At 38.1% G+C, this 16,797-nt stretch carries 13 protein-coding genes, 2 pseudogenes and 1 other annotated feature; of the genes and pseudogenes, 12 read left to right on the top strand and 3 right to left on the bottom strand.

What is annotated here, in order from left to right:
• Positions 1 to 49: 49 nt before the first annotated feature.
• The 12 genes and pseudogenes from murD (at position 50) to ileS (ending at position 12,809) form a co-directional block, all read left to right on the top strand.
• Complete coding sequence (gene murD, locus ACYVQ1_RS02040; RefSeq protein ID WP_461249659.1) at positions 50 to 1,402, top strand: UDP-N-acetylmuramoyl-L-alanine--D-glutamate ligase; 1,353 nt, start codon at positions 50 to 52, stop codon at positions 1,400 to 1,402.
• 3 nt (positions 1,403 to 1,405) lie between these two features.
• Positions 1,406 to 2,476 (top strand): UDP-N-acetylglucosamine--N-acetylmuramyl-(pentapeptide) pyrophosphoryl-undecaprenol N-acetylglucosamine transferase, encoded by a 1,071-nt coding sequence (locus ACYVQ1_RS02045; protein WP_049545838.1) that lies wholly within the window; start codon positions 1,406 to 1,408, stop codon positions 2,474 to 2,476.
• Between the two features lie 9 nt (positions 2,477 to 2,485).
• The gene (locus tag ACYVQ1_RS02050; RefSeq protein ID WP_461249660.1) at positions 2,486 to 3,628 is read left to right on the top strand and encodes a cell division protein FtsQ/DivIB; all 1,143 of its coding nucleotides are present in this window, start codon (positions 2,486 to 2,488) and stop codon (positions 3,626 to 3,628) included.
• A 126-nt stretch (positions 3,629 to 3,754) separates the two neighbouring features.
• On the top strand, positions 3,755 to 5,131 hold the full coding sequence (ftsA, locus tag ACYVQ1_RS02055) for a cell division protein FtsA (protein ID WP_037600477.1): 1,377 nt from the start codon (positions 3,755 to 3,757) through the stop codon (positions 5,129 to 5,131).
• A gap of 28 nt (positions 5,132 to 5,159) precedes the next feature.
• Positions 5,160 to 6,249, top strand: a pseudogene (gene ftsZ, locus ACYVQ1_RS02060) (cell division protein FtsZ); the annotation flags it as partial.
• A 74-nt stretch (positions 6,250 to 6,323) separates the two neighbouring features.
• Positions 6,324 to 6,482, top strand: a pseudogene (locus ACYVQ1_RS02065) (cell division protein FtsZ); the annotation flags it as partial.
• A gap of 2 nt (positions 6,483 to 6,484) precedes the next feature.
• Positions 6,485 to 7,168, top strand: coding sequence for a YggS family pyridoxal phosphate-dependent enzyme (locus ACYVQ1_RS02070; RefSeq protein ID WP_461249661.1), 684 nt, complete (start codon positions 6,485 to 6,487; stop codon positions 7,166 to 7,168).
• A gap of 4 nt (positions 7,169 to 7,172) precedes the next feature.
• Positions 7,173 to 7,772 (top strand): cell division protein SepF, encoded by a 600-nt coding sequence (locus ACYVQ1_RS02075; RefSeq protein WP_037600934.1) that lies wholly within the window; start codon positions 7,173 to 7,175, stop codon positions 7,770 to 7,772.
• 3 nt (positions 7,773 to 7,775) lie between these two features.
• Positions 7,776 to 8,033 (top strand): YggT family protein, encoded by a 258-nt coding sequence (locus tag ACYVQ1_RS02080; RefSeq protein WP_002890670.1) that lies wholly within the window; start codon positions 7,776 to 7,778, stop codon positions 8,031 to 8,033.
• Entirely contained in the window at positions 8,033 to 8,836 is an 804-nt protein-coding gene (locus ACYVQ1_RS02085; protein WP_201710087.1) for a YlmH family RNA-binding protein, read from the top strand. Before ACYVQ1_RS02080 ends, ACYVQ1_RS02085 begins: the two co-directional genes overlap by 1 nt.
• A 52-nt stretch (positions 8,837 to 8,888) precedes the next feature.
• Complete coding sequence (locus ACYVQ1_RS02090) at positions 8,889 to 9,764, top strand: DivIVA domain-containing protein (protein ID WP_002890673.1); 876 nt, start codon at positions 8,889 to 8,891, stop codon at positions 9,762 to 9,764.
• Positions 9,751 to 9,963, top strand: a binding site (T-box leader). (Overlaps the previous gene by 14 nt.)
• Positions 9,964 to 10,010: 47 nt before the next feature.
• Positions 10,011 to 12,809: an isoleucine--tRNA ligase gene (gene ileS / locus ACYVQ1_RS02095; RefSeq protein ID WP_461249662.1), complete on the top strand. Its 2,799-nt coding sequence runs from the start codon at positions 10,011 to 10,013 to the stop codon at positions 12,807 to 12,809.
• Positions 12,810 to 12,900: 91 nt separating this feature from the next.
• Here the strand turns inward: ileS and nrdF are convergent, their stop codons facing one another.
• The 3 genes from nrdF to nrdH all read right to left on the bottom strand — a co-directional run bounded on the left by nrdF (position 12,901) and on the right by nrdH (position 16,492).
• On the bottom strand, positions 12,901 to 13,860 hold the full coding sequence (gene nrdF, locus ACYVQ1_RS02100; RefSeq protein WP_155124228.1) for a class 1b ribonucleoside-diphosphate reductase subunit beta: 960 nt from the start codon (positions 13,858 to 13,860) through the stop codon (positions 12,901 to 12,903).
• Positions 13,861 to 14,017: 157 nt separating this feature from the next.
• Entirely contained in the window at positions 14,018 to 16,177 is a 2,160-nt protein-coding gene (nrdE, locus tag ACYVQ1_RS02105) for a class 1b ribonucleoside-diphosphate reductase subunit alpha (protein ID WP_002890676.1), read from the bottom strand.
• A gap of 90 nt (positions 16,178 to 16,267) precedes the next feature.
• Positions 16,268 to 16,492 (bottom strand): glutaredoxin-like protein NrdH, encoded by a 225-nt coding sequence (gene nrdH / locus ACYVQ1_RS02110; protein WP_004182714.1) that lies wholly within the window; start codon positions 16,490 to 16,492, stop codon positions 16,268 to 16,270.
• Between the last annotated feature and the right edge of the window lie 305 nt (positions 16,493 to 16,797).

The raw sequence follows: 16,797 nt of genomic DNA on the forward strand, positions 1-16,797 counted from the left end.
GGATAAAGGGTAAAATGATTATGATACAATTTGAGAGAATGGACGAATTATGAAATCAGTAACACAATTTGAAAATAAAAAAGTTTTGGTCCTTGGCTTGGCTAAATCTGGTGAAGCAGCTGCTCGCCTATTGGCTAAGTTGGGTGCTATTGTCACAGTAAATGATGGTAAACCATTTGAGGAAAATCCATCGGCTCAAGCCCTTCTTGAAGAAGGCATTAAGGTTGTTTGCGGCGGACATCCTCTTGAACTTTTGGATGAAAATTTTGAATTAATGGTGAAAAATCCTGGAATTCGTTATGACAATCCAATGGTAGCTCGTGGTCTAGAAAAAGGTATTCCTGTTTGGACTGAAGTGGAATTGGCCTATCTAGTATCTGAAGCACCTATTATCGGTATTACAGGGTCAAATGGTAAGACAACAACGACAACTATGATTGCTGATGTCCTAAATCATGGTGGTAAATCGGGTGTCTTGTCTGGGAATATTGGTTTCCCTGCGTCAGAAGTTGCACAGTCAGTAACTAATCAAGATACCTTAGTTATGGAATTGTCTTCTTTCCAATTGATGGGGATTGACAGCTTCCATCCACATATTGCTGTGATTACTAACTTGATGCCGACACATATTGACTATCATGGTAGTTTTGAAGCATATGTGGCTGCCAAGTGGAATATTCAAAATCAAATGACTGTGGATGATTTTGTTGTTTTGAACTTCAATCAAGATTTAGCTAAGGAATTAGCTACACAAACTAAGGCACAAGTAGTTCCATTCTCAACAGTGGAAAAAGTAGATGGTGCCTATCTTGAAAATGGTGCTCTTTACTTCAAAGGTGAATTAGTGATGCAAGCTGATGAAATTGGCGTTCCTGGTAGTCACAATGTTGAAAATGCCTTGGCAACTATAGCTGTAGCAAAATTGTCAGGTATTTCAAACCAAGCTATAAAGGAAACCCTCGCAAGTTTTGGTGGTGTTAAGCACCGTCTCCAATTCGTTGATACTATCGATGAAGTGAAATTCTATAATGATAGTAAGTCAACTAATATTTTAGCGACACAAAAAGCACTTTCTGGTTTTGATAATAGTAAAGTTATTTTGATTGCTGGTGGTTTGGACCGTGGTAATGAATTTGATGAACTCATTCCTGACATTACCGGTCTTAAGAAAATGGTGATTTTAGGGGAATCAGCTCATCGTGTCAAGCGTGCTGCTGATAAAGCAGGAGTAACTTATCTTGATGCCAAAGATGTGGCAGATGCGACACGTATTGCTTTTGATCAAGCCAGTGCAGGAGATGTTGTCTTGTTGAGCCCTGCAAATGCAAGCTGGGATATGTACAAGAATTTCGAAGTGCGTGGTGACGAATTTATCACAACTGTTGAGCAATTGAAGGGATAGGCTATGGCAAAAGCGAAAAAAATTGTTTTTACCGGTGGTGGAACTGTTGGACATGTGACTTTAAATCTTATCTTAATTCCAAAATTTCTAAAAGATGGATGGGAAGTGCACTATATTGGTGATAAGCACGGAATTGAACACGAGCAAATTGATAAATCTGGCTTGGATGTGACATTCCATAGTATTGCTACAGGTAAACTACGTCGTTATTTCTCATGGCAAAATATGTTGGATGTCTTTAAAGTTGGTTGGGGGATTCTACAGTCAATTGCAATTATTGCCAAGATTCGTCCTCAAGCACTCTTTTCAAAAGGAGGATTTGTCTCAGTGCCACCGGTAATTGCTTCTAAGTTATTAGGCGTTCCTGTATATGTGCATGAGTCTGATCTTTCTATGGGCTTGGCCAATAAGATCGCCTATAAATTTGCAACTACTATGTTTACGACTTTTGAACAATCTAAAGGATTGGCGAAGACAAAACATATAGGTGCTATTACAAAGGTAGGGATGGCAACGTCCAATCAGTCTGATGCTCTGGATAAGATTAAAGTACAGTTTGATGACAAGTTAAAAACTGTCCTTTTCATAGGTGGATCAGCTGGTGCAAAGGTATTTAATGATTTTATTAGTAATACTCCACAACTGACTGAAAAATATAATGTCATTAATATTTCTGGGGACTCTTCATTGAATACCTTAGAACGTCATCTTTATAGAGTTGATTATGTGACAGATTTGTATCAACCTCTTATGGATACGGCAGATTTAGTTGTCACTCGTGGTGGTTCAAATACGATTTTTGAATTGTTAGCTATGAAAAAACTTCATTTAATTATTCCTTTAGGGAAAGAAGCTAGCCGAGGAGACCAACTTGAAAATGCTGCCTATTTTGAACGAAAAGGTTACGCACGTCAATTACAGGAAGCAGAGTTAAGTTGGGAAACCTTAAATCATGAGCTTGAACAACTTGTTGAACATGCAGAGACTTACAAAGAAGCTATGGCTAAATCTGAGGAAATTACTTCTCCTGATGATTTTTATAACCTATTAGTGACTAGTATTTCAAAAAAATAAAGGAATTTCATGGCAAAAAAGGATCAAGAATCACAAGAAAAACAAGTTCTCACAGAGTGGCAGAAGAGAAACCTCGAATTTTTGAGAAAAAAAGAAACCGAAGATTCTGAAGAATTTGCGAATGGAAAGGTCGTTCATTCAGAAGGGGCGACTTCAAATGAGAGCCAACCACCAGTGAAAAAGAAGGTTAGAAAGAAAAAAAAGACCAAAAAGAAGAAACGAAAAAAAGGGAATACGAGTAGCAATATTCCAATTGCACAACAAAATCTTGCGGGACTAGTTATTTTTATCGCTGCACTCCTAATCGTATTTTCACTTTTCTTTATTTCACCTTGGTCAAAACAAAAGGTTCTCACTGTATCAGGAACAAAAAATGCTCTACCAGAAGATGTGAAAGTTGCAAGTGGAATTCTTGATACAGACTATATCACTCATGTCTTTTTCAACCAAGGAAAAATTGCATCAACTGTTGAAAAAACCAATGTTTGGGTTAAAAAGGCTACAGTAACTTATAGTTTTCCAAATCAATTTAATATTGCAGTAAAAGAATACCCAATTGTTGCTTATCGTCAAACTACAAATGGTTATGTTTCTATTCTTGAAAGTGGTAAGACAGGAGGAACGGTTTCAACTAGCAATCTACCTGATAAATTCATCACTTTAAAGATGGATGACGAGAAGAAAATCGAAGATTTAGTAAAAGAATTAAATAAACTTGATTCAAAAATCAAGAATAATATTCAAATTATTAATCTTACGCCAACTAAAGCAACTTCAGATTTACTAACGATTGAGCTGTATGATGGCAATTCCATTCGTGTTCCTCTTTCTCAATTAACGGTTAAGCTCCCTTACTACGAGAAAATTAAGAGCCAACTTTCAGATGGAAGTATTGTTGATATGGAAGTTGGACTTTATACAACGACTCCTGAGGTTGAATCATCAAAAACTGATGGGGATAAAAAGAAAGACAAAGATAAGACTGATAAAAAGGAAGAAAATACAACTTCTGAAGAAGATCAAGATACTACAACATCAACTGAACAGCATTCTGAGGAAGAGTCTAATTCTGAAAATCCGGGTATTCAAGGACAAGAAAATCCAACTGTTGGTCAAGAAACAACTCTTCGTCCTTCCCCTGCTCAAGGTTAATATTGAATAATAAAAAACGTAAAATGCTGACATTTTACGTTTTTTTATGGTACAATAGTATCCGAATAATTCTGTTTTTATACAGTTTACAAAGATATTGAATGGAAAGATTGAGAGGTCGAGTGAATGGCTAGAGATGGCTTTTTTACAGGATTAGATATAGGAACTAGCTCGATTAAGGTTCTTGTTGCTGAGTTTATTGATGGATCAATGAATGTCATCGGGGTAAGTAATGTTAAGAGTTCTGGTGTGAAAGATGGCATCATTGTTGACATTGACGCTGCAGCGAAAACAATCAAAACAGCTATTGAACAAGCAGAAGAAAAAGCTGGGATTGTTATTGAGCAAGTGAACGTTGGGCTTCCAGCTAATCTTCTTCAAATTGAGCCTACACAAGGTATGATTCCTGTAACAAGTGAATCAAAAGAAATCAAAGATGAAGATGTTGAAAGTGTTGTTCGCTCAGCCTTGACAAAGAGCATTACACCTGAGCGTGAGGTTATCTCACTAGTTCCTGAAGAGTTTATTGTTGATGGCTTCCAAGGAATTCGTGATCCTCGTGGCATGATGGGGATTCGTCTTGAAATGAGAGGTCTCATTTATACAGGACCAACAACAATTCTTCACAACCTTCGTAAGACAGTTGAACGTGCTGGTATTCAAGTAGAGAATATTATCATCTCTCCTCTGGCAATGACACGTGCTGTTCTAAATGAAGGTGAACGTGAGTTTGGTGCTACTGTTATTGATATGGGTGGCGGTCAAACAACTGTTGCAAGCATGCGTGCTCAAGAACTTCAATTTACCAATATTTATTCTGAAGGTGGCGAGTACATCACTAAGGATATTTCAAAAGTTTTGAAGACTTCAATGCAGATTGCTGAAGCGCTTAAGTTCAATTTTGGTAATGCAGATATTGAAGAAGCAAGCGAAACAGAAACTGTCCAAGTAGAGGTTGTAGGTGAGAATTCACCTGTTGAAATTACAGAAAAATACCTTGCTGAGATTATCTCAGCTCGTGTGAAGCATATCCTTGATAGAGTTAAACAAGACTTGACTCGAGGACGTCTACTTGATTTGCCTGGTGGCATTGTCCTTGTAGGTGGAACAGCTATCATGCCAGGTGTGGTTGAAGTTGCTCAAGAGATTTTTGAAACAAATGTTAAACTTTACGTGCCAAACCAAGTTGGTATCCGTAATCCAATGTTTGCAAATGTGATTAGTCTTGTTGAGTATGTTGGTCTTCTTACAGAAGTTGACATCATCGCGCAACAGGCTGTGTCTGGTGAAGAGTATCTACGTCGTAAACCAATCGACAATGAGGCTCCTTCCTTGAGTTTTGATAGAACTCCTGCTCCAGCACCTCGAGTGGCTCCTCAACCAAATCCTATTCCTGTTGAGAACACTATTGAGGTACCTCTGCCAGTTGAAGAAGAAAATCATGAACAAAAACAAAAACTTGGTGATCGTGTTCGTGGAATTTTCGGCAGTATGTTTGATTAATTGAATCTAGTAAAAGCGAGGAAATAAAATGAGTTTTTCATTTGATAGCGCATCAGTTCAAGGTGCGGTAATTAAAGTTATCGGTGTCGGTGGAGGTGGCGGAAACGCTATCAACCGAATGATTGAAGAAGGTCTTGCTGGTGTTGAATTTATTGCAGCTAATACTGATATTCAAGCACTCAGTTCTTCTAAAGCAGAAACAGTAATCCAATTGGGTCCTAAATTGACTCGTGGCCTTGGTGCCGGAGGTCAACCTGAAGTTGGTCGTAAGGCAGCTGAAGAAAGTGAAGAAACACTTACAGAAGCACTTACAGGAGCTGATATGGTCTTTATCACTGCTGGTATGGGTGGTGGCTCTGGTACAGGGGCAGCACCAGTTATTGCACGTATTGCGAAAAGTTTGGGTGCATTGACAGTTGCAGTTGTGACACGTCCATTTGGATTTGAAGGTAACAAACGTGGTGCCTTTGCTGTCGAAGGGATTCAAGAGTTGCGTGAGCAAGTTGATACCCTTCTTATTATCTCTAACAATAACCTTCTTGAAATCGTTGATAAGAAAACACCTCTTCTTGAAGCTCTTAGTGAAGCAGATAATGTTCTTCGTCAAGGGGTCCAAGGTATTACAGACCTTATCACTAACCCAGGTTTGATTAACCTCGACTTTGCCGATGTGAAAACAGTTATGGCCAATAAAGGTAATGCACTTATGGGTATCGGTATTGGGTCTGGTGAAGAACGTATTGTTGAAGCTGCACGCAAAGCCATCTATTCACCACTTCTTGAAACTACTATTGATGGTGCAGAAGATGTTATCGTTAACGTAACTGGTGGTCTTGATATGACGCTTACGGAAGCAGAAGAAGCTTCTGAAATTGTTGGCCAAGCAGCTGGTAATGGTGTTAACATTTGGCTTGGTACATCAATCGATGATACATTGAAAGATGAAATCCGTGTAACAGTTGTTGCAACTGGTGTTCGCCAAGATCGTGCTGAAAAAGCATCTGGTATCAAAGCTCAACCACGTAAAGTGACTACAGCTCCTTCACAACCATCAGCTCCTACTCAACAAGTTGCTCAAGAAGAGCAACGTCCAGTTTCTCAACCTTCATTTGAACGTCAACCAAATTTTGACTATAATGAAACACCTTCAATGCCACAACCAGGAGTTCGTCCTGCAGCGGCAGCTCCTCAACAAGAGCAGTCAGCTTTTGGTAATTGGGATTTGAGACGTGATAATATTTCTCGTCCTGAAACTGGTCAACTAGATAGTCAATTGACTATGTCTACATTCTCAAGTGATGTTGAAGATGATGATGAATTGGAGACACCACCATTCTTTAAAAATCGTTAATAATGACTATAGAAGAGAATAAAAATAATGTTTATCAAGCGGTAAAAGAAGCATGTGAAAAGGCTAATCGCTCTAGTGATGAAGTCAATATTATTTCCGTAACCAAATATGTTTCAAGTGATATTGCTGAAGAATTGGTTAAAACGGGAATTAAGCACATTGCTGAAAATCGCGTTGATAAATTCTTAGATAAGTATCAAGCTTTAAAAAATTATGATTTGACTTGGCACCTTATTGGTACCTTGCAACGTCGTAAAGTAAAGGATGTTATTAATTTAGTTGATTATTTTCATGCTTTGGATTCTGTTAAATTAGCAGAGGAAATTCAAAAGCGTGCCGACCATACTATTAATTGCTTCCTACAAGTTAACGTTTCAGGGGAGAAATCAAAACATGGTTTTTCAGCTGAAGAACTTGATACTGTTCTAAAACAAATTGAAAATCTTGATAAGATTTGTATCGTTGGACTAATGACCATGGCTCCAATTGATGCAGATGCTCAAGAACTTGATAAGATTTTTTCTGAGACAAATGAGCTTAGACAATCAATTCAAGAGAAAAAACTAAAGAATGTTCCTTGTGATCAGTTAAGCATGGGGATGAGTCGAGACTATGACATGGCTATTCAGAATGGATCAACCTTTGTCAGAATAGGCAGTGCATTCTTTAAAGAGAACGGAGAATAACCTTATGGCATTAAAAGACGCAATTGATAAAATTGTTTCATATTTTGATACCGACGAAGTAACAGATTATGAAGATGCTGCTAAAGAAGAGGCTAAAGAACGTCCAGTAAAAGCACGTCCAGTAAAAGCACAGAGACCTGTGCAGACACCACCTCCTCGTCAGCAACGTCAACCTGAGCGTTCTCAGGCAACAGTCCCTCCTCGTCGCCAACATGTTAATTCAGACTTACAGGAAACTCAAGTCCTTCGTAGTTTACCTCTGAGTCGTTCACAAGCAAATCAGGGACCACAACAAATGAATACAACTAAAACAACAATTGCAATTAAATATCCTAAAAAGTATGAAGATGCTCAGGAAATTGTAGAACTATTGATTGAAAATGAATGTGTTTTAATCGATTTTCAATATATGTTGGAAGCGCAAGCTCGTCGTTGTCTTGACTTTATTGATGGTGCTAGCAAGGTACTTACAGGCAACTTGCAAAAAGTTGGCTCTTCAATGTATTTGCTTACGCCAATTAATGTCGTAGTTGACATTGAAGAGATTGGTTTGGCTCACGGCAACCAAGAAGCTAATTTCGACTTCGACATGAAGAGACGTTAAGTGATGTCTGTATTACTTTATGTTATTTGGGCACGTGTTGTTAATGTGATAGAGATTCTTCTTGTAGTCTATGCTTTGTTATCCTGGTTTCCAGGAGCTTATGATACTAGCCTTGGAAGAATCATTAGACAAATTGTTCAACCGATTCTCGCACCATTTCGTCGCCTGAATTTAGCTTTTGCTGGTATTGATTTTTCAATAATCGTAATTGTACTTCTACTAAACTTTTCACTTAGAATTCTTAGATTTATTCTACTCTGATGTCAGATATTAAAAAAATTGAACAGCATTACTCGTTAGATGAACGGCCTTTTCTAGAGAAGGTTAGGGGATTTTGTCATTTAGTTGATGAGAGGTACAGTCCTTACTTAACTGATTTCTTGAATCCTCGTGAAATTCAGATTATTGAAGAGTTGGCTCATTATTACAATTTAAAATTTTTTGTGAGTTCAACTCTTGAATCTGAAGAGTATGGAAGAGTGATACTTGCTCCCGAATATTACGAGCTTGAAGAAGATGACTTTGAAATTAAACGATTAGAAATCTCATATGCGAGACAGTTCAATAAATTGACACACCCAAAAGTTTTGGGAGCACTGATTAATCAGCTTGGTCTTGATCGTCAAGTATTTGGAGATATTATTCTTGATGAAGAAGGACGCGTTCAATTTTACATTGCTTCTCATTTAGCAAGTTATGCGATAATGACTATTACTAAGATTGGTAATGTTTCGGTTACTCTAAAAGAAGTAAGTAAAGACGATTGGATTTCAAATCAAGAAAAGTATTCAAAAACTTTTGTCTTACTTTCCAGTATGCGTCTTGATAATGTGTTGGCGACGGTATTAAACTTATCTCGTTCTAACGCCTTAAAACTTATTGCTTCAGGAAAAGTAAAATTAAATTATAGACAAGTTGAGAAGGCTGATCAGGCGGTTATTATTGGTGATATGATTTCGGTTAGAGGTTATGGTCGATTTCGACTAGCTCAACAAGACGGATTTTCAAAGTCCGGAAAAGCTAAAATCGTTATTGAAAGTCTGTTAAGACGGAGAAAAAAGTAGTTATTTAATTTAAACCATTAAATATGGTAATGAAAAATAAAGGAGGCCTGTAATGGCTATTACAGCACTTGATATTAAAGATAAACAGTTTACAACTAAATTTCGTGGATATAATGAGCAAGAAGTTGATGAATTTCTTGATATTATTGTAGACGATTATGAAGATTTAGTTCGTGACAATCGTGAACTTGCTGCTCGTGTAAAAGAGCTTGAAGAAAAATTGGCTTATTTTGATGAAATGAAAGAATCATTGAGTCAATCAGTTATTTTGGCTCAAGAAACAGCAGAAAAAGTTAAAGCTTCAGCGGCTGACGAATCAGCTAACTTGATTAATAAGGCTAACTTCAATGCTACTCATTTGGTTGAAGAAGCTAAATCTAAGGCATCTGAAATTCTTCGTGATGCAACAGATGAAGCCAAACGTGTTGCCATCGAAACAGAAGAACTTAAACGTCAAAGTCGTGTCTTCCACCAACGCCTATTGGCTGCAGTTGAAGGTCAGCTTAGCTTAGCAAGTGCTCCAGAATGGGGTGAATTGTTGCAACCAACAGCTATTTATCTTCAAAATTCAGATGCTGCCTTTAAAGAAGTTGTTGAAAAAGTTTTGGATGAGCATGTACCTGATTCAAATGATGCAGCTTCATTTGATGCAACTCGTCAATTCACTCCTGATGAAATGGCTGAACTTCAACGTCGCGTTGCTGAAAGTAATAAGCAAGTTGAAGATTTCTCTAGTCCAGAAGTTGATGAAACAAACGAAGTTGTTTCAACTCCAGTTGAGTTTGGTATTCCAGACACTTTCGAGAGCGAAGTGGCAGATTTCCCAACTTCAGCACCAGTAGATGAAGATTTTGATTTGCAACCTGAGACAACAGGTGAAATTAATCTAAACGAAACACAAACGTTTAAATTGAATATTAGCGAATAAGAAAAATACAACTTACCAAGTATATTAACAGCGAGTGGGAGATGGTGTGAGTCCTACATTCCCTATTTGGATAGTTATCATTTTCAAGCATTCTAACTGAAATAAGTAAGTTAGAAGGATGGTCCTCCTTACGGACATATGAGGGAGCAAATTCTTTTTGCTCTGAATTAAGGTGGTACCACGAGCTTTCGTCCTTTTTGATGAAGGCTCTTTTTATTTAGTAAATTAAATTAAAGAGGAGATATAATGAAACTCAAAGAAACCTTAAATCTAGGTAAGACAGCCTTTCCAATGCGAGCTGGACTTCCTAACAAAGAACCAATCTGGCAAAAAGAGTGGGAAGATGCTAAGATGTATCAACGTCGTCAAGAACTAAATGAAGGGAAACCGCATTTTGTCTTGCATGATGGTCCTCCTTATGCAAACGGAAATATCCACGTTGGACATGCCATGAATCATATCTCAAAAGATATCATCATTCGTTCTAAGTCTATGTCAGGTTTTAACGCACCTTATATTCCAGGTTGGGATACGCATGGTCTGCCAATTGAGCAAGTTTTGGCAAAGCAAGGTGTTAAGCGCAAAGAAATGGACTTGGTTGAGTACTTAAACCTTTGTCGTGAGTACGCTCTTTCTCAAGTTTATAAACAACGTGATGATTTCAAGCGCTTGGGGATGTCAGGTGACTGGGAAAATTTATATGTGACTTTAACTCCAGACTATGAAGCAGCCCAAATCCGTGTCTTTGGTGAGATGGCGAATAAAGGCTATATCTACCGTGGTGCAAAACCAGTTTACTGGTCATGGTCATCTGAGTCAGCCCTTGCCGAAGCGGAAATTGAATACCATGATTTGGTTTCAACTTCACTTTACTATGCCAATAAGGTTAAGGATGGTAAAGGAGTACTAGACACAGATACCTATATCGTAGTTTGGACAACAACACCATTTACAGTAACAGCTTCACGTGGTTTGACTGTTGGTGCTGATATCGAATACGTTCTCGTAAAACCTGCTGGAGAAGACCGCAAATTTGTTGTTGCTTCTGAATTACTTAATAGTCTTTCTGAGAAATTCGGTTGGACAGATGTGGAAGTACTTCAATCATACCGTGGTGAAGAATTAAATAAAATTGTGACTGAACACCCATGGGATACAGAAGTTGATGAGCTTGTTATTCTTGGTGACCACGTTACTACAGATTCAGGTACAGGTATCGTCCATACGGCTCCTGGTTTTGGTGAGGATGACTATAACGTAGGTATTGCTAATGGTCTTGAAGTTGCCGTAACCGTTAATGAGCGTGGTATCATGATGGAAAATGCTGGACCTGATTTTGAAGGTCAGTTCTACGATAAAGTGGCTCCAATTGTTATGGAAAAACTCGGCGATTTACTCCTTGCCAAAGAAGAAATCTCACACTCATACCCATTCGACTGGCGTACGAAGAAACCAATCATCTGGCGTGCAGTGCCACAGTGGTTCGCCTCTGTTTCAAAATTCCGTCAAGAAATCCTGGATGAGATTGAAAAAGTGAAATTCCATACAGAATGGGGTAAAGTCCGTCTTTACAATATGATTCGTGACCGTGGTGACTGGGTTATCTCTCGTCAACGTGCTTGGGGTGTTCCACTTCCAATCTTCTATGCAGAAGACGGTACAGCTATCATGACTGCTGAAACGATTGAGCATGTAGCTAAACTCTTTGAAGAGCATGGTTCCATCATCTGGTGGGAACGTGATGCCAAAGACCTCTTGCCAGAAGGATTTACACATCCAGGTTCTCCAAATGGCGAGTTCAAGAAAGAAACAGATATTATGGATGTTTGGTTTGACTCAGGTTCATCATGGAATGGTGTTTTGGTGAATCGTCCAAATCTGACTTATCCAGCTGACCTTTACCTTGAAGGTTCTGACCAATACCGTGGTTGGTTTAACTCATCACTCATCACATCTGTTGCTAACCATGGCGTAGCACCTTACAAGCAAATCTTGTCTCAAGGTTTCACATTAGATGGTAAAGGTGAGAAGATGTCTAAATCTCTTGGAAATACCATTGCTCCAAGCGATGTTGAAAAACAATTTGGTGCGGAAATCTTGCGTCTTTGGGTAACAAGTGTTGACTCAAGCAATGACGTGCGTATCTCTATGGATATCCTTAGTCAAGTATCAGAATCTTATCGTAAGATTCGTAACACACTCCGCTTCTTGATTGCCAATACTTCTGACTTCAATCCAACAACTGATGCTGTAGCCTTTGAAGACTTGCGTTCTGTAGATCAGTACATGACTATTCGATTTAACCAATTGGTTAAGACTATTCGTGATGCCTATGCAAACTTTGAGTTCTTGACTATCTACAAAGTCTTGGTTAACTTTATTAACGTTGAGTTGTCTGCATTCTATCTTGATTTTGCCAAAGATGTGGTTTATATTGAGAGTGCGGAATCACTTGAACGTCGTCAAATGCAAACAGTCTTTTACGATATTCTTGTCAAGATCACAAAACTATTGACACCAATTCTTCCTCACACTGCAGAAGAAATTTGGTCATATCTTGAATTTGAAACAGAAGACTATGTTCAATTGTCAGAGTTGCCAGAAGCAGAAGATTTTGTGGGTCAAGATGCACTTCTTGAAAGATGGAATACCTTCATGGATTTCCGTGGCCAAGCTCAAAAAGCTTTGGAAGAAGCTCGTAATGAAAAAGTTATTGGTAAATCGCTTGAAGCTCATTTGACTATCTATCCTGATGATGAAGTCAAAGAACTTATTGAAGGTTTGAACACTAACCTTGCTCAACTTTTGATTGTTTCAGCATTGACTATTGCTGAAGGAGAAGCACCTGAATCTGCTGTAAGCTTTGAAGGCGTGGCATTCACAGTAGAACGTGCTACAGGTGATGTCTGTGACCGTTGTCGTCGTATCGATCCAACTACTAAAGAACGTAGCTACAACGCGACTATCTGTGATCACTGTGCTAGCATTGTTGAAGAAAACTTTGCTGAAGGTGTAGCAGAAGGTTTTGAAGTAAAAGCAAAATAAAATAAAAAGAGTTCACCGTGAACTCTTTTTTCTATTTGTTTTTCGAATATAGTATTGAACACAATAAAAAACTAGCTTAGCTAGTTTTTTATTATAGTCCGTAGTTATAATCATCGTCTTGCATGGCTTCGACAGTTCCTAGAAGGTAACCATTACCAACTTGAGAGAAGAAGTCGTGGTTAGATGTTCCTGTAGAAATACCATTCATAACGATTGGGTTAACATCGTTCGCACTATCTGGGAAGAGTGGATCTTGTCCCAGGTTCATAAGAGCCTTGTTGGCGTTGTAACGAAGGAAAGTCATAACTTCCTCAGTCCATCCAACACCGTCATAAAGAGATTTAGTGTAGAGCTCTTCATTTTCATACAATTGATAGAGGAGATCATACATCCATTCACGGAAACTTTCTTGCTCTTCTTCAGGCAATTCGTTGAAACCAAGTTGGAATTTATAGCCAATATAGGTTCCGTGAACAGATTCGTCACGGATAATGAGCTTGATAATTTCAGCGACGTTAGCTAGCTTGTTATTACCAAGATAATAGAGTGGAGTGAAGAACCCTGAATAGAAAAGGAAAGTTTCAAGATATGTTGAAGCAACCTTTTTCTGAAGAGGCGTTCCATTTTCATAGATATCGTTAATGATTTTCGCCTTGGTTTGGAGGTATTTGTTACTGTTAGTCCACTCGAAAATTTCTTCAATTTCAGATTTAGTATTCAAAGTTGAGAAGATTGAAGAGTAGGATTTGGCGTGAACAGACTCCATGAACTGAATGTTGTTCAATACAGCTTCTTCATGAGGTGTACGGACGTCTGCACGAATGGCTTCAACACCCGTTTGAGATTGCATGGTATCTAGCAATGTTAAACCACCGAAAACTTTTCCAACCAAATCTTTTTCTTCAGTGGAAAGTTTACGCCAGTCATCAAGGTCATTTGAAAGTGGGATACGTGTATCTAGCCAAAATTGCTCGGTTAATTTTTCCCAGGTAGATTTATCAATCGCATCTTCGATTTCATTCCAGTTAATGGCTTTGTAGTAAGTTTCCATTAGAAACCTCTTTCTTTATTGATATCGTTACTATTTTATCATAATTCAAAATCATGATATAGTTTTTTGAGTTGATCTATTAAAAAAGTCGGCGAACCGACCTTTTAATGCATTTTGTAAATAAGAGTAGTGAAGTTGCTATCGTTAAATCACTATCTTAAATGACACAGCTTTCACATTGGTTAGAACCAACCTCTTCCCCATCATCTGTATAAGTACGGATGTAGTAGATTGATTTAATTCCTTTGTTAAAGGCGTAGTTACGAAGGATAGAAAGGTCACGAGTTGTTTGTTTATTTTCTGTTTTCCATTCGTAAATTTCTTTTGGTAACTCACTACGCAAGAATAGGGTTAATGACAAACCTTGATCAACGTGTTCAGTCGCAGCGGCATAGACGTCGATAACTTTACGCATGTCCATGTCGTAGGCTGAAGTGTAGAAAGGAATTGTGTCTGTTGAAAGACCGTTGGCCGGATAGTAAATCTTTCCGATTTTCTTTTCTTGACGTTCTTCAATACGTTGTGTGATTGGATGGATAGAAGCAGAACAGTCATTAATATAAGAGATTGAGCCATTTGGTGCAACAGCCAAACGGTTTTGATGGTAGAGTCCATCTTTCTTAACGAGTTCACGTAGTTCTTCCCAATCTTTGGCTTGTGGGATGAAGTGACCATCGAAAAGTTCTTTGATACGGTCAGATTTAGGAACGTATTGGCCTGTAACGTATTTATCAAAGTAAGAACCATCAGCATATTTTGATTTTTCAAAACCGACAAAGGTTTCTTGACGTTCGCGGGCAATATTGTTAGATTCAACCAAAGTCCAGTAGTTCATAAGCATGAAGTAGATATTAGTGAATTCAACAGATTCGGGGCTACCATACTCGATATGGTGTTTAGCAAGGTAAGAGTGAAGCCCCATAGCTCCTAAACCAAAGGTATGAGCTTGTTGGTTACCATTTTTGATGGATGGTACAGCATCAATACTTGAACTATCTGTAACAAAGGTAAGTGCACGTGTCATAGCCTTAATCGAACGTCCGAAGTCAGGAGATGTCATCATGTTAAGGATATTAGTTGATCCAAGGTTACATGAAATATCTGTACCGAGTTTGACAAACTCTTGTGCATCGTTAAGTTCACTTGGTGTTTGAACTTGGAGAATTTCAGAACAGAGGTTGGACATGACGATCTTACCATCAATTGGGTTGTGTCGATTGGCTGTATCAACATTGACAATATATGGATAACCTGATTCTTGTTGGAGTTTAGAAATTTCAGTTTCTAGCTCACGTGCATTAATCTTGGTTTTTGTAATATTGGGATTGGCAACCAACTCATCATACATAGCTGTAATATCAATGTAGTTATATGGTTTACCATACTCTTTTTCGACTGAGTAAGGGCTGAAGAGGTACATATCTTCATTATTACGTGCCAACTCGTAGAATTTATCTGGAACTGTAACACCAAGTGACAGTGTTTTAACACGCACCTTCTCATCAGCATTCTCTTTCTTAGTAGAAAGGAAGGCAAGGATATCTGGGTGGAAAACATCCAGGTAAACAACACCAGCACCTTGACGTTGGCCAAGTTGGTTTGAGTAAGAGAAGCTATCTTCGAAAAGCTTCATAACAGGTACGACACCAGATGCTGCCCCAGCATAACCTTTGATAGGAGCACCAGCTTCACGTAGGTTAGATAGGCTAATACCTACCCCACCACCAATACGTGATAGCTGGAGGGCCGAGTTGATAGAACGTCCGATAGAATTCATGTCATCCGTTACTTGAATAAGGAAACATGACACGAGTTCACCACGACGGCTACGTCCAGCATTTAGAAATGAAGGAGTAGCAGGTTGGTAACGTTGGTGAATCATTTCGTTAGCAAGGTCACTAGCAAGGTTTTCATCACCATCAGCAAAGTAAAGGGCGTTGAAAAGAACGCGATCTTCAATACTTTCGAGGTAAGACTCGCCATCGTTTGTTTTGAGGGCATATTGTTGGTAGAACTTGTAGGCTGCCATGAAAGATTGGAAGCGGAATTTTTGAGAATGAATTTCTGCAGACAACTTTTCGATGAAAGCAGGTTCGTATTTACCGATGAATTCAGACTCGATATAATCGTTCTCAATCAAATAATTAATTTTATCTGTGATGCTGTTGAATGCCATTGAATTTGGCTTAACGTTTTCAAGGAAGAAGGCACGAAGTGCTTCTTTATCCTTATGCAAAGGAATTTGACCGTTAACAGGACGGTTAATTTCGTTGTTGAGGCGGAAGTAAGAAACATCGCCAAGATTTTTTAAAGACATAATACAGATACCAGGCTCAGTTTAATAGTAGATTAAGGTTAAAACATTAAACTAAGCAAACAAGTTCCTTTCTATATAAAAACTTGATAATTAAAGGATTTCTTTAAGTTTAGTCGGTTGAAAACCTGAAAAAACGATATCGCCTGCTTCAATAACTGGAGCAGCAGTGAAACCAAGACTTTTTACGTAATCGATTTTTTCTGGCTGTTCATCAATGTTGATTTCTTCGAAATCAGCACCTTCCTTTTCCAGGAATTTTTTAGTCATTTTGCACTGCATGCAGTTGTTTTTAGAAAACAATGTAATCTTTGCCATTGCAAATACTCCTTTATAAAAAGATTTTAAGTGGCCAAGAGAGCCACTTTTTCAACTCTAATAGAATACCCAAAATATTGGGAAAAATCAAGCTAAATATCTTAAGGGAATACAATATTTTGTGTTTAGTATTGAAACACAACCCTATATCTTGTGTTTCAAAGGCTTTTTTAAGTTCTCTAAATTAAATAGAATTTGTTTATGAAAATGGTAAAAAAGAAATATCTAACTATGAATGTCATGTAATGTGACATCAAAATGCCAATTCTATTTGTTTTTTCAAAAAAAACAGTGTAGAATAAAGA

This window comes from Streptococcus parasalivarius (genome assembly GCF_054785155.1).